The sequence below is a fragment of the Providencia sp. PROV268 genome, from assembly GCF_028477805.1.
In the GTDB taxonomy this organism is placed as follows: Bacteria; Pseudomonadota; Gammaproteobacteria; order Enterobacterales; family Enterobacteriaceae; genus Providencia; species Providencia stuartii.
Window position 1 is genome coordinate 88,264 of record NZ_JAMPLW010000006.1, and the last position, 14,975, is coordinate 103,238.

12 protein-coding genes are annotated in these 14,975 nt (G+C 42.1%); 2 read left to right on the forward strand and 10 right to left on the reverse strand.

Annotated features, from left to right (window positions below):
- Window positions 1–618 (reverse strand): malonate decarboxylase holo-ACP synthase, encoded by a 618-nt coding sequence (locus PR699_RS05625; RefSeq protein ID WP_004922067.1) that lies wholly within the window; start codon window positions 616–618, stop codon window positions 1–3.
- A gap of 207 nt (window positions 619–825) precedes the next feature.
- Here PR699_RS05625 and PR699_RS05630 point away from each other — a divergent pair, with 207 nt between their 5' ends.
- Both PR699_RS05630 and PR699_RS05635 read left to right on the forward strand, forming a co-directional pair.
- Window positions 826–1,794, forward strand: coding sequence for an FUSC family protein (locus PR699_RS05630; protein WP_004922072.1), 969 nt, complete (start codon window positions 826–828; stop codon window positions 1,792–1,794).
- A 213-nt stretch (window positions 1,795–2,007) separates the two neighbouring features.
- A complete protein-coding gene (locus PR699_RS05635; RefSeq protein WP_014656436.1) occupies window positions 2,008–2,649 on the forward strand; it encodes an NAD(P)-dependent oxidoreductase in 642 nt (213 codons plus the stop codon).
- A gap of 55 nt (window positions 2,650–2,704) precedes the next feature.
- On the opposite strand, the gene PR699_RS05640 is transcribed toward PR699_RS05635, so the two are convergent.
- The 9 genes from PR699_RS05640 to iolG all read right to left on the reverse strand — a co-directional run bounded on the left by PR699_RS05640 (window position 2,705) and on the right by iolG (window position 14,730).
- On the reverse strand, window positions 2,705–3,817 hold the full coding sequence (locus PR699_RS05640; RefSeq protein WP_014656437.1) for a class II histone deacetylase: 1,113 nt from the start codon (window positions 3,815–3,817) through the stop codon (window positions 2,705–2,707).
- A gap of 290 nt (window positions 3,818–4,107) precedes the next feature.
- Window positions 4,108–4,941 carry a 5-deoxy-glucuronate isomerase gene (gene iolB, locus PR699_RS05645; protein WP_004922083.1) on the reverse strand — a complete coding sequence of 278 codons (834 nt, stop codon included), beginning with the start codon at window positions 4,939–4,941 and terminating at the stop codon, window positions 4,108–4,110.
- A 143-nt stretch (window positions 4,942–5,084) separates the two neighbouring features.
- On the reverse strand, window positions 5,085–5,978 hold the full coding sequence (gene iolE / locus PR699_RS05650; protein ID WP_004922086.1) for a myo-inosose-2 dehydratase: 894 nt from the start codon (window positions 5,976–5,978) through the stop codon (window positions 5,085–5,087).
- A 32-nt stretch (window positions 5,979–6,010) separates the two neighbouring features.
- Window positions 6,011–7,915, reverse strand: coding sequence for a 5-dehydro-2-deoxygluconokinase (gene iolC, locus PR699_RS05655; protein WP_004922090.1), 1,905 nt, complete (start codon window positions 7,913–7,915; stop codon window positions 6,011–6,013).
- 20 nt (window positions 7,916–7,935) lie between these two features.
- Window positions 7,936–9,069 carry a Gfo/Idh/MocA family protein gene (locus tag PR699_RS05660; protein WP_014656438.1) on the reverse strand — a complete coding sequence of 378 codons (1,134 nt, stop codon included), beginning with the start codon at window positions 9,067–9,069 and terminating at the stop codon, window positions 7,936–7,938.
- Between the two features lie 276 nt (window positions 9,070–9,345).
- Window positions 9,346–10,050, reverse strand: a complete 705-nt coding sequence (locus PR699_RS05665; protein ID WP_004922098.1) for a 3'-5' exonuclease — start codon at window positions 10,048–10,050, stop codon at window positions 9,346–9,348.
- Window positions 10,047–11,918 (reverse strand): DUF294 nucleotidyltransferase-like domain-containing protein, encoded by a 1,872-nt coding sequence (locus PR699_RS05670; protein WP_014656439.1) that lies wholly within the window; start codon window positions 11,916–11,918, stop codon window positions 10,047–10,049. The genes PR699_RS05665 and PR699_RS05670 overlap by 4 nt, the downstream gene beginning before the upstream one ends.
- A 16-nt stretch (window positions 11,919–11,934) precedes the next feature.
- Window positions 11,935–13,623: a solute:sodium symporter family transporter gene (locus PR699_RS05675; RefSeq protein ID WP_004922104.1), complete on the reverse strand. Its 1,689-nt coding sequence runs from the start codon at window positions 13,621–13,623 to the stop codon at window positions 11,935–11,937.
- A gap of 120 nt (window positions 13,624–13,743) precedes the next feature.
- Window positions 13,744–14,730, reverse strand: coding sequence for an inositol 2-dehydrogenase (gene iolG, locus PR699_RS05680; RefSeq protein ID WP_004922108.1), 987 nt, complete (start codon window positions 14,728–14,730; stop codon window positions 13,744–13,746).
- Between the last annotated feature and the right edge of the window lie 245 nt (window positions 14,731–14,975).

Consider the following 14,975-nt stretch of genomic DNA (forward strand, 5'->3'; position numbering starts at 1 on the left):
TTACAGGTTTTCATCCCATGGATCTGCTGTCATGACATCGCCATTCGGCGTATGAAGCGTGACTTTTTCGTTTTTAAACCATTCTGCCAAAGAGAAACCACCTTTTGGTGTCTCAACATGTATATCAATGCGGCATAAAGGCGTATTCGCTTTAATGGCAAACTCCGCAAAGTCTTCTTTTTTGTGGCGCGTAGGGCAACGGATCAAAACATCCAAATCACAATCTGCGAGCATACTTTGAATATCGGTCACTAATGTATAGGCACAGCTCCCTGTCACCGCCCATTTCCATGGCCAATTATGCTGTGAAAGTAATAATAATACTTGTACTGGCGGTAATGCGATAAACATAGAACGCTGTAATTCTCGTGAGTTAGAAACGAGAGACTCTACATTCATAATATGAGTAATTGCTGACTTATCTATTTGAGTAATAACACGCTGTCCCGGTTTGATCCCTCGAATACCCACTGAAAGTTTATTTTCATCCGTTGCTTCTCGGCGCACGACCAATGGCAATTGCTTATTCCATTGAGAAATAACCCATTCCGGCAGTGATTCCACGGGTAAATCATCAAGGCTGCTGATCCAGACAAAATCATGGGGATTCACTTGCATTACAGATTCCTTATTTTAATTCTAATGACATGCTCTTAGATTATTATGCAATTTTTAGATGGCAAAAAATACCGTTAGATGGAATTTGGCATTTTGTGTCTATTTTCATTCTAATTGATTGAGTACAGACCTTTGGCTGATATTTATGATAGTATAAATTTACTTTAATAAATAATAACTTACACCGCAATTTGTGAGCATCTTTTTATGAGGAAAATACCAGCGATTAATGACGGTCTTATGTTTAGTGGCTGTATGCTATTAAGTGCAGCAGTTGCTTTCGCCATTATGGATGTACAAGCTTCTATGTGGGCCGCTTTCTCAACACTATATGCCTTTAACCTTTTTAACGCCGCTAAAGAGTATAAAAACTATTTCTATACGGCTTTTTGGTTAGCCATGATCATGCTCGCCATTTTTATTGGGGATACCTTACGGTTAGGCACCAGCTTTTATGTTTACCTAGCTATTTTCTCTTTTATTTATTATCAACTCTATGGAACCGATCCCGTTATGGATTTGACGATGAAATTTATGATTATCATGTCAACCATTGGAACGGTTCTACCGGATATATCAAAGAGCCTTGCACTGGGTTTTTTAATTGGGAGCAGCGTCACCCTAATGACCTGTTACCTGCTAAGTAAGAAGATGCATCGCCATATTATCCTTACTGGTAGCCTCGTCGAACAAAATTTATTTACGCTACGCAAATACATTATTCCTCGGTCGATGACTTATGCTATTGGTTTATCACTTTCGTTAGCGATCCCTCGGATGTTGGAGCTCGGCCATTTTTATTGGACGCTACTGACATTTGTGTTTGTTCTACATCCAAAATCACAAAGTATTATTCATATAACGCTACAACGTGTTGCGGGTAGTTTGCTCTCGGTTATTTTACTTTATTTTTTATTCAATACCCCTTTGATGCCTTATATTGGTCTTACCGCTATTGTGGTTTTTGCCTTTTTAATGCCGATGAGTTTCCATCATGGTTATACTTTTATGACCTTTATCGTGACAAGTTTGATCCTTTCCGTGCTTGAACAGGTCATCTATTGGCGACACCCTGCCTATGTACTGCTATTTGATAGGGTATTGGAAACGGCATTAGGTGGCGTTATTGCCATTATCACAAGTATCATCTTAAAACTGTTTAGGGATGCCAAATAACAACCTGTCTAGCTAAGATGCCCTGAGTGTTCAGGGCGTTTCCATTATTTCCCCCGAAAACTGCGCGTAATGTTCAGTAAATGGTTAAGGGAATACCACTATACTTCTCCACATTGAGATATACTCAAATAGAGCGATGTAGGAAATCTGATCCAATTGCAGCTATAAAATTTAACTATAGCTTAATGTTATTAATAACTTGCGGGGAAAATGATGAAAATATCGATTATTGGAGCGACGGGTTTCGTCGGCAAGGTTCTCGTGAATGAAGCCTTATTTCGCCAACATCAAGTGACAGCCATTTCTCGCCATAGTAACCAACTACAGCAACATGCTCATTTAGTCACCGCTTCAGGGGATGTTACTGATATTGCTTGGCTAACAGCACGCCTTAAAGGGCAGGATATTGTAATCAGTGCTTTTAATGGCGGTTGGCAAAACCCAAACCTATATCAAGATACAGTGACAGGCAATCAGGCTATTTTACAGGCCGTCAAACAGTCTGGCGTGAAACGCTTTATTGTCGTAGGGGGTGCTGGGAGTCTTGAAATCGCTCCTGGAGTAGAATTAATCGATTCCCCTGACTTCCCTGCTGAAATCAAACCGGGAGCGCAAGCGGTCAGAGAGTTCAAACAACAACTGCAAAACACCCCCGAGCTAGATTGGACATTTGTCTCTCCTGCCGCGGTGTTAGAATCAGGTGAGCGCACACAAACATTTCGGCTTGCAGGCAACCAATTATTGATGAACGGTAACGTTCCTGCCAAAATTTCAGTTGAAGATCTTGCGGTTGCCATTCTTGATGAAGCAGAAAAGCCGCAATTTATTCGCAAACAATTTACAGCTGCTTATTAAAAAGCAGGGTTTGCTCCTGACTCACATCACGAGGAGCAAACCTAAACTTATTTGGTTATAAGCCAAATTTCTTTTTCAGCTTATCCAGTAACTGTTGCTGAAAATGTTCAAACTCCGCTCTTGGTTGCTGTAACCTAATAAAATCCAATAAGGGGTCAGCCACTTCGGTACGTACACCGCTCATCTCTTCTATAACAGCAAGTCCACAGAAAGGCACATACGCCTCTGAATATCCACCTTCATGAACGATAACTAACTTACCGTCACACAAGCTATCCGCGGCATTCATCACAAGACGAGTCATGTCACGAAAACTCTCACTATGCAGTTGCATTCTGGCTAATGGATCCATGGCATTCGCATCATAACCACTCGCCACAATAATCAATTCAGGCTTAAAACGTGCCAATGCAGGGATCACTATCTGCTCCATCGCATAGATGTAACTGTTGTGCCCTGCTCCCGCGAGTAGCGGAATATTTATGTTATACCCTGTACCATCTCCACCACCAATATCATCTTCCCCACTGTACCCAGGAGGAAAACAACCATCTTGGTGTATTGAAATGGTTAAAACATCTGAGCGATCCCAAAAAATATGTTGAGTTCCATTGCCATGGTGAACATCCCAATCAATGACAGCGATACGCTCAATATTAAATAGTGTCTTAGCGCGTTCGATCGCTAATGGGATATTCGCAAGGAAACAAAATCCCATCGATTCATCCGGTAAACAGTGGTGACCCGGTGGACGTGAAAGACTATAAGCATTGTCCAGTTCGCCTTTAAGTACTGCCTCTACAGCAGCACAAGCCAATCCTACAGATAATTTAGCAATCTCATAGCTTCCAGGGCCTAATGGTGCTTCTTTTCCCAACAGCCCTCCCCCATTATCACTCACTTGTTTAAAACGGGTTAAATATTCTTGAGGATGTATTTTAAGTAATGTCTCTTCAGTTGCAGGCTCAGCGGAAGATAAAATCAGAGAGCGGCTTAAACCAGAAACATCCATTAGGCTTTTCAGCCGCCTTTTCGTTTCCGGTGATTCCGCATGTGAAGCTCCAGCGGGAGGCTGTACCCAGCCGCCAACGGGTAACGTTGTGGCATGTAAGCCAGTACTATGCCAAAAACAATGTTCATCGAAGAAAAAACCTGTTTTACGCTTCATTGACACCTCACTCATCATGTTTTTTGTTTACACAAAATTAACACAATGGAAACATACAAACAGGTTAATATATTAATAATGTGACTGATATTACAATTCAAATTTTCACATTTATACTGTTTATTACTGGCAATAATGGCATCGTAAACTTATTAATATCGTAATAAACAAAAAAGCCGGTAATAAATTACCGGCAAACAATAGATAACAGATTTTGGTTTTGGTACGTACTCTACAACCTCGGCTGTTTCTCACTAATTCAAGAAACAACCGTCTGTGAGTATTAATAACTACTTTTCATCACGATGTTTAGCGGCATACGTTTCACTATTGATCCAACTATGGTCTTTTTCCCACGTAAAGAGCCACTTACGTGTCGGGCCAGCCATTACATTTAAGTAATAGTTATCGTAACCCGCCATTGTTGCCATTGGATGGTAGCCTTTAGGCACCATGACGACGTCCTTATTATATACCGCCATGCACTCGTCTAATTCACGATCATCCGTGTAAACACGCTGCATACAAAAACCCTGAGATGGATTCAGACGGTGGTAATAGGTTTCTTCCAAATAAGTTTCTGCGGGTTCATTATCGGTATCATGCTTGTGACTTGGGTAAGAGCTTGTGCACCCTTCATCAGTAAAGACTTCAACCACCAGTAAGCTATCTGCTGATTTATTATCAGGTAGAATGTTATGAACATAACGCTTGTTATTACCATGACCACGCTGCTCAGCATCAATGTCTTCTGGCCCTATCAAGCGTGTCGGATACGTGCCTTTACCTTTTGCTTGGCATACTGCTAGCTCTAGCGCCGTTTCTGCTTTCACCTCAACCGCTTCTTGCGCTGTCACATAAACTGCATACGGTTTTTTGCGCTCAAAAGGATCCATACGGTCGCCGATATTTTCGAATGTTTGCCCCGGCGTTTTCACCGTTGCTTTACCTGCAACCAACACTAGACAAACTTCATTCTCAGATGCCGGCAAGGAAATAGATTCACCTTGTTTGAGTTCATACACATCAAAGTGCACATATCCCCAGTTGGCGATTTCAGGCGTAATATGCTGAGTACGCTTATGCGCATCTGGAGAATGATACTTTGATAATAATTTAGACATATCGCTTACCTCGGCCTCTAAAAAATACTTTAAGCTGTGGAAGCTCAGTTACCCGAATCATCGATATCACTCGACTCATCGGGCTAACTTCACTCTTCAATTATTAGCAACTCAAATAATTGAGATTTGCTATCCATGGTCATTTAGATAAGACCTGCATCTTTCGCGAATTTATGCAGATTCTTATAGCCCATTGTCGCATAAGTCAGCGGATGAGCGATGGCAGGATCTTGCTCCGCTTCAACCACTAACCAGCCATTTTCATACTGGCTATTTTTCAATACTTTAAATACCGCTGGATAATCAACACAACCATCACCAGGAACCGTAAAGACACCCGCTAAAACAGCATTTAAGAAGCTGGTTTTACGGTTTTTCACGTCTTTTAGCACATCAGGGCGAATATCTTTACAGTGAACGTGGTTGATGCGTTTAGCCCAACGTTTCGCAACCTCGACAGGATCTGCTCCGGCAAACGTTAAGTGGCCTGTATCAAGCAGTAAACCAACTTCATCACCGGTGTGTTTCATCAGGTTATCAACATCTTCCGCTGATTCGATCACGGTTCCCATATGATGGTGATACGCGATTTGTACGCCTTGAGATAAGGTATATTTAGCGAATTCGGTTAATTTTTTACCGTATTCTTCCCATTTATCCGCAGGGAACAAAGGACGCATATGGACAGGTTTGTCTTGGTCGCCATGAATACAGTGAGTGACTTCCGCGAACACCATCACTTTTGCGCCCAAATCGCGTAATAACGCTAAGTGGCCTTGCACTGCTTCAATTTCTTCTTCTACGCTGCGAGTCAGTAGTTCGCCTGAATACCAACCTGAAACTAATTTAAGATCATGCTTTTCTAAAATTGGCCCTAAAATTTCGGCTTTACGTGGAAATTTATTGCCCAATTCAAAACCGGCAAACCCCGCCTGACGACCTTCAGTTAAACATGTTTCTAAAGGCGTTTCTGCGCCCAATGTTGGTAAATCATCATTGGTCCATGTCAAAGGGTTAATTCCGAGTTGGATTGCCATGATGAAGCTCCTGTGTATAGGTAAGAATAAAATTATTTACGCTGACGCCATAAGGCGATCAGGTTGTGATAATTAGATTTAATGGTCTGCACTAACGCGTCATCATCCAGTTCACCTTTCATCCATGCGAGAGAAGGTTTACCAAATAAGGTGCGACCTACTGCAAACCCTTTTACAATCGATTTCCCAGCAGCAGCATTGAAACCCGCTTCTAGCTCTGATTGTGGCGCATCAAGACCCAGTAACACGACACCACGGCAGTAAGGGTCTCGCTCTTGGATCAATCTATCCACTTCATCCCAATTCTCGGCTTTCAATGGCGGCAGTTTCCACCAATCTGGCTTGATACCAAGGTTATAGAAGCGTTTGATGGCTCTGAGGTATAGTTCGTCATTACGTTCCATATCAGCCGGTAGAATAACTTCAAGCAGTAGTTCATGGCCGGATTGGCAACAAGCGCTATAGACCTCTTGTACCGTTTTTTCCTGCTCAAGGCGTAGTGGATGGTTATCTTCTGGGTGGAAGAAAACTAAGCACTTCACAATATGCTCTTTTGGCCAACTGACTAGCTGTGAGCCAATATTACCGTGCTCTAAACACAGTGGTCTTGAAGCCGGTAGTTCAATTGGACGCCCAATCCACCAACCACGTCCCGTCACATCATTTAGCACGTCTTGACCAAATGTACTGTCACACAGTAGCCCCGCTTTACCTTGTAAGTTTGCTTCCTCCGCGACTTCACGGCTGGCACGGAAAATCAATTTTTTCAGATAAGGAATACATGAAACATCAGCTCCCGCCGCGCGAGCCATATCAACGAACTGAATTCGATGATCAAAAGCCATGACACACAGCTCTTCCCACTGTGTTGCACGAGTCGTAACACGATGTAAGTGATTTAACATCGGATCTAAGTCAGGGCGCGGTACAACCGCCGCACGCTCAAGATAGTTATCTAACTCAAGCTGACTTGGCATCGCTGGTGCACAGCCATGACGAGAAACCACCAGCGCGCCACACGCATTGGCATAAGTACAGGCTTTTTCCCAACCTTCCCCATTGAGATAACCGCGAAGTAAGCCCGACATAAAGGCGTCACCTGCTCCCAATACATTCAGGACTTCAACCCGTACCCCTTTGACAGTAATACCTTCATCCAAGGTGTCTGGGATTGCATCAGTAAATACTGAGCATCCAAGTGCACCTCGTTTACACACCAGTTCAGCGCCGGTCAATTGACGAATATTTTTTAGTGCTTGAATGGTGTCGGTAGAGCCACCTGCAATATGGAACTCTTCTTCTGTTCCGACAATCAGATCAAATAACGATAAAACCTCTTGCAGTTGTTCTGTCACTTTGTCCGATTCAATAAAGCGGGTTTCACCATCCCCTAATGAAGTGAGTCCCCAAAGTACTGGACGGTAATCGATATCAATCGCCGTTTTCACCCCGTTGCGTTTCGCGTATTCTAGGGCTTTTAACACTGCTGCTCGGGTTTTAGGGTGTGATAAATGGGTGCCTGTAATCGCCAGACAACGTGCCGATGCAATGTACTCTTCACTAAAGTCATCTGGCGTGATAGCCATATCAGCACAGTTTTCACGGTAGAAGATCAGAGGGAAAGTATCTTCATCTTTGATCCCCAAGATCACTAACCCAGTTAATCGCTCTTTATCCGTAATTAGATGGCTAGTATCACAACCTACCCGCTGTAATTCTTCACGGATAAAACGTCCCATGTGCTCATCACCAACACGCGCCAACATTGATGACTTCAAGCCTTGTATTGCTGTTCCGTACGCAACGTTCCCTGAAGATCCTCCGAGATACTTAGCAAAGCTACTCATATCTTCTAAGCGTGCACCTATCTGCTGTCCGTAAAGGTCAACGGCGATACGGCCCATGCAGATAACATCTAACTTCTTCTGCTTATCCATTAATTACCCCTTGAACAGAATTAATTGATTTCAGTGACTTTAACCCAACGCTGTTCTTCATAAGAACGTGCGATAGCATCGAGAATACGCGACACTTTCCAGCCCTCTTCAAAATCAGGCCACATATTTTCACCGGTCGCGACACCATCAATTAAATCGCGGACTTCAACTGTTTTTTGGTCATTAAACCCAATACCATGCCCTGCGCCATTACAGAAAGGTGCATAGTCAGGATGCTCTGGGCCAACTAAAATTGTTTTAAAACCTTGGCGATTGGAAGGCTCATCATGGCGGTATAGTTTTAGCTCAGCCATTCTCTCTTGGGTGAAGGATAAAGTCCCTTTAGTACCCGTAACCACATAGGTTAACCCCATTTTACGCCCTGCCGCGATCCGTGAAGTTTCGATAACGCCCATCGCTCCACTCGCAAAACGAACCATGGCATGAGCCTGATCTTCGTTTTCCACATCGACCATCACTGACGAGCCGGCCTTTTCTGGACGCTGCTTAATGACAATTTCCATATCACCGCATACCGTTTCAATATCACCGACTAAGAATTGCGCCATGTTGACAATATGGGCTGACAAATCACCTAGAGCACCTAAACCGGCTTTTTCTTTAAAGCAGTGCCAATGGATTGGTGCATTAGGATCTGCCATATAATCTTCATTATGAGTGCCGTAGAAATGAATAACTTCTCCAATCTCACCATTAGCGATGATCTCTTTTGCCAATTGGGCCGTTGGGTTTTTCATGTAATTAAAACCCACTAAGGTTTTCACACCAGCTTTCTCAGCGGCAGCCACCATCTCTTTCGCATCGTCAGAGTTGAGGGCTAATGGTTTTTCGCAATAAACATGTTTGCCATGCTTAATTGCTTCCATCGCCATCTCTTTGTGCAAAAAGTTTGGTGAACAAATATCGACCACATCAATGTTTGGGTCCGCAACTAATTTTCGCCAATCATCCGTTGAGCGATTAAAGCCCAACTCTTTAGCACGTGCTTCGGCTAATTCAGGCGTGACTTCCGCGATCATTTCGCGAACCAATTTGCCTTTTAATGGGAAAACAGTCGGCGCTTGCGCATAAGCTATTGCGTGAGCACGACCAATATAGCCAGTACCAATCAGACCAATGCGGATTTCTTTCATTCTGTATTCTCCCTTCGTGCAACTCATCATGTGTAGCGCAAGCTAGCCCGATGTCTGTGCCTGATGTTTTTATTTGATACTGACTTTATACGGAATATTTATTTCATTTTCAACAAAACGAGAAATATTAATTTCATTATGTGATCTAGCCTTAATTTTTTGTGTAATTAGTTAATATATAAAGAAATAAAAATAATATTCTTTATATCTGATCTCACGAATGAAATAAAAAAGGGTTAAAAATGAAATGAAAATTTCAAAAAATCATTATAAATATTATTGTGAGCGCTTATAGAGCTGTTTAATAACAGGATGTTGGGAAGGGTAAATCACTTTAGATTGCGCTAAAAAGAGTTCTGCTGTAGCAATAGCATCAGAGAGCGCATTGTGGGCATCATAATCGGGTAGCTGATAACGGCTTCTTAAGGCTGACAGACTAAAATCATTACGATTAATATTCTTATGGCTTAGTAACGTTTTTTCAATGTTAAGCGTATCAAACCAGAGCAAAGGGAGTTCTTTGATATTCAATGCCTTAGAAAGAAAAGCATGTTCTATCGCACTGCCGTGCGCCAAAATACACTTACCTTTTGCTTCATGTAAAAATGATGCAATGGCGTGAGGCAACGATACCCCATCGCTGAGCTGTTCCGGCGTAATGTGGTTAATCACCGCCGTTTCTGCTTTCACCGGTTCGTTATCATTCACATAATAGTGTTGGGCGCTTTTGAGTAGGATTTTGCTATCTGCAATGGTCACCATCCCAATACTTAAAATTCTATCTTTTTCAGGATCTAACCCTGTAGTTTCTAAATCAATCGACAGAATTTGTTGGGTTTTTAATAAACTATCCTCGCTCGGTATCGGTGATTGTAAGGCTGCCTGCAATAGCTTCGGTAGTTGGGGTGAACGCAATAATTTCGCACGGCGACGTGCTAAACGCGCCAATGGCTGATGGTAACACAGCATTGAACCTATCATTTCATCACACCTTTAGCATGATAACGTTGTTCCGCCGCTTCTTGCGTGCGAGCTATAATACGAAACGCATCTTTCAAATGATTTCGTTCAAATTGCGTGAGCCGCTGAGGCACAATTAAATTCGATAACGCATCTCCGGCTAACAATGCCCTGCGCTGGCAGCCAAATCGCACCTGATTAATAAACAAATAAGCTTCTGTTAACTCTTGGCAAGACGCTGCACTGATAATGCCTGAATCACGCGCCACTTCAAACCGAGTCAAGGTTGATGGCGTAAAAATACCAGCTTCTAATGCGTAAACTCGTGCAAGCTCCACTAATAAATTAACGGCTTGCTTTTTAATATTAAAGACACTGTGGTTTTCGCCATTTTTAACCAACACAAACTGCCTAAACATACCTAAAGGTGGATTTATGCGCGTTGAATTAGCGACCAACATTGAAAGTAACCGCTTACTTCCTTTTAAATGTGATTCTGCTGAACGCACCAATGAGTTAAACAGCACTTGGCTACCATAAAGAAACCGAATATCTAAAAAAACTGAAATGTTTAATAAGGCCAGTTGCTCAGGCTCTTTGAGCCACTGTTGATAATAGGTCTGCCACTGTGTTAACGGCTTACACCACTTGGGATTGGTCGCCATAATATGCCCAGGACAGAGAGAATAGCCGCACTCGTCTAAACCATAGCAGACATACTCTGCCAGTTGCCTAAACCAGCCCTCCTCCTCCTTAGTCACTTCACGCGCTAAAATGATCCCATTGTCTTGGTCTGAAAGATAATGCATCTCTTGTCGTGCCTGTGAACCTGCGGCAAACCAGCAATAGTCACAGGGAGGCTCTCCTAGCTCTCGTTCCGCCAGCCTTAACAATTGCTTATTAAATGCATCAGCAATTAATGTCATCATTAATTGAATAGTGTGTGATTGAACACCGGATTCAATCAAAGACTCAAACACGGCTTGCCTTTGTACCCCAAGCATTTTTAATTCAGCAAGGCTCTCTTGGCGATAGATGCGGCTAATCAAATACACCGCTTGCATGCTGTTTTTCTGCACTAAGCTCGTTGCAGTTAAAACACCAGTGATACGGTGGTTTGTCATCACTGGTAAGCTACGAATGTTATGCTGCATCATCAATTCAATGGCATTAATGATAGGAGCATTGGCTGCAATGGTGATTGGGTTTTCAGTCATCACTTTGCTGACGGGGGTTTTAATATCCAGCCCTAAAGCCACAACCCGCTTCGTCAGATCACGATCGGTAATGATCCCGAGTAATGTCTCCCCATCCATGACTAATGCCGATGAACGGTGCTTTCGCACCATCTCTTGAGCTGCATCTTGAACACTTGTGCCGGGTGTAATCACGACGATATTGCCATTTTCAATGGAGGAGACTGGATTTAAGTACAACAGGCTATCTTCTGTGAGGTTATCGATTTTGGGCCGTGATGCTAATCGCTGCCCTTCCTCACAAGCAAAATGATGGCGAACCGCTTGGTTTTGTTCCATCGCTAACAACAACGAGTCGCGAGGGATGCAATAAAGCAATGTGTTTTCTATAGCGATCACTTGGTATTCACCGGGGGATTCTGGGGTTTTGTTTAACACACTGAACCCAAAAACATCCCCAGACCCCAGCCTTGCTCTTAAGGAGCCATCCTCATAACGTTGTTCCACCGCCCCCGTTCTTACCAGATATAAACCTTGACCAGCAATTTGGTGCGGCTTCAACACTTCCCGTTGAGTCAAATAGCTAATTTCAACGCTATTTACTAATTGGTCTAGCTGCATATCATCTAAGCGATCAAATGGGTCACGCTGTGAGATAAACTGCTTAACCATCGGGATAAGTGATGGCTCCATAATACGTCACTCTCCTTTATGCATTAACCGACTGAGTTTTACCCACTAACCACGCCTTTGAGAATTTATAAATAATAAAGGTTAAAAGGATAGCGGCAAAAATATAGTAACCAATCATGACATAGCTTGGTGCACCTTGAGCCAAATAGACATACATTGAGATAGCGCCTAGTACAATCAAGCAAGCAACAGGAGTCGCAAAACGCCATGGTGAGATATCAACCTGTTCAGTATAAACATCTTCATAAGGTTTACCCGGGAAGAAGTAACCAATAGTCAGCATAAAGAGGATATTTGCGACAAACAAAATGCCCACTAAATGGAAGAAGTGGATATCTAGATCCAAAATAAAGTTACAAATGATGTAAGCAGACATACCAAACAATAAACCTAATTTTGCAGCAATGGCAGGAACACGCTTAGTCATCAAACCAACTAACACCACACTTAAAATAGGTGCGTTAAAGATACCTTGTAATTGTTGAATTAAATAGAATAGGCCATCAGGAGCATTAGCAACCAAAGGAGCTATAATCATGGTTGCCAGCGCTAAAGCGATCCCCAAATATTTACCGACTTTAACCGTCTGAGCTTCTGTCGCATTCTTATTGATACGATCTTTATAAATATTAACCGTAAATAAAGTGACCGAAGAGTTCAAACCACCACTAAATGTTGAGAAAACTGCACCAACCACCACCGCGGCAAAGAATCCAACTAAGAATTCAGGTAGAACCATGTGTACTAAGACGGGATAAGCGTTATCTGGATTATCAATTTCGCCATTAAGAATATGGAATGCAATAATACCCGGTAAAATAATGATTGATGGGATGATCAACTTAAAGAACGCGCAGAGCATCACCCCTTTTTGCCCTTCCGCTAAGTTTTTAGCACCCAATGATTTTTGGACAATTGACTGGTTAGTACACCAGAAAAACATATTTGAAACAATTAACCCTGTAAATAGAGTTGAGAACGGTACGAGTGAATCTTCATCACCAATGGAGTTAAATTTCTCTGGATGTGATTGATAGACTTCAGTTAATCCAGCCCAAGCGTTGCCATCTCCCACATAAATCAGGGCAAATATTGTCACTAATAGACCGCCAATAATCAAACCTGCGCCGTTCACAGTATCTGCAATCGCGATCGCCTTAATACCACCAAAAATGGCGTAAATAGCGCCTAAACCACCAACTCCCCATACCATAATCCACAGGGCGGTTGTTTTATCAACATTAAAAACATGTGAAACTTGGAATAAGCTTTCAAGAGCAATAGCTCCCGTATATAACACAATAGGTAGCAATGAAATCACATACATTGCGAGGAATAAAATAGAGGTAATTAATAAGGTGTTTTTATCAAAACGGCGCTCTAAATATTCCGGAATAGTCGAAATACCTAATTTAAGATATTTCGGTAAAAAATAAATAGCGAATAACACAATGGTTAATGCCGCCATAACTTCCCAAGCCATTACAATAAAACCGGTTCGGAAAGATAAACCATTTAGTCCCACAAGGTGTTCAGTAGATAAATTCATCAGTAGCATAGAGCCACCGATATACAGGCCAGTCATGGAACGGCCACCCAAAAAATAGCCCTCGGCAGACGAGGTCAAATGTGCATTTCGGGTTTTATAATAAGCAATCCCAGCAACCAATAAGGTAAAGCCGATAAATGAAAGTAGAGCCAGCATTAGTACCCCCAAGCCTTTCTATTTATAATTAGCGCATAAATTTATGTAAGGTGACTGATAAAGCGGGAATGGCATTTCCCGCTTTTTATTTAGTAATCGGTAAACAAGAGGTATTTAAAACTAAAGTTGAATTTCTTTGCCTGTTTTTAGTGATTCAAGGGCTTTGTCTGCTAAGTAAAGCGCCAATTCACCATCTGTACCTGTTGTCTCTGATTCAGCACGGCCTGCAAGGATATCGACAAAATGCTCCCATTCTGCTTTATACGCTTCGTGGTAACGCTGCAAAAAGAAGAATTCAGGTTTTGCGGATAAGCAACCAACGTCACTTAAAAACTCAACGCTGTTTTCTTTGATATTCCCTGCTGTTAACAACCCTTTTTCACCATGTAATTCGATACGTTGGTCATAGCCATAACCTGAACGACGGCTATTAGAGATGGTTGCCATGGCTCCTGATGGAAATTTCAAAATAATAAACGCGGTATCAATATCCCCTGCTTGCCCTATTGCAGGGTCAACGACATTGCTACCTTGTGCATAGACTGAGCATGGGTTTTCGCCAATCATAAAGCGAGCCATATCAAAGTCATGAATTGTCATATCTCTGAACATACCACCGGAAACCTTAACGTATTCCGCTGGTGGAGGTGATGGATCCCGTGATGTAATAATTAAAGATTCAGCTTTACCAATTGCGCCTTGTTCGAATAAATTTTTCAGGTGGCGAAATTGTGGGTCATAGCGGCGGTTGAAGCCAATAAAGAGAGGTACATTGTGCTCTTTAACGCTTTTTAAGCACGCTTTAACACGCTCAAGATCTAAGTGCACCGGCTTTTCACAAAAAATCACTTTCTTATTTTTTGCAGCAAGTTCAATTAAATCTGCGTGAGTATCCGTTGCAGAAGCAATCAGAACGCCATGAACATTTGGGTCCTGCATCGCTTCTTCTGTAGATTGAACTTTCGCTTGGTACTTCTCAGCCAATGCTTGTGCATTAGGTTGGTAAGGGTCAATCACAGAGTAAAGTGTAGTTTCTTTGTGGCCGGCAATATTGACAGCATGAACCTGCCCGATACGTCCTGCGCCAAATAGTGCTATATTGAACATTGAAATGCTCCTTGAGGCGATAAATCCACTATTAGGATATGATGAAATATAACAAATAAAACATTCATTTCAATTTATAATTAATTGAAAATTATGTTTTTGAGGACTAGATAACAATTGCTATAATAAAGTGGATTTTTAGTGTTATTCTGATCACAAAATAACAATGTAAACTCAATCAATTAGCCTTTAGAGCATGCCGATAGTCACAATTAGAGTAAGGTTAATAACGGGAGATATTCAAC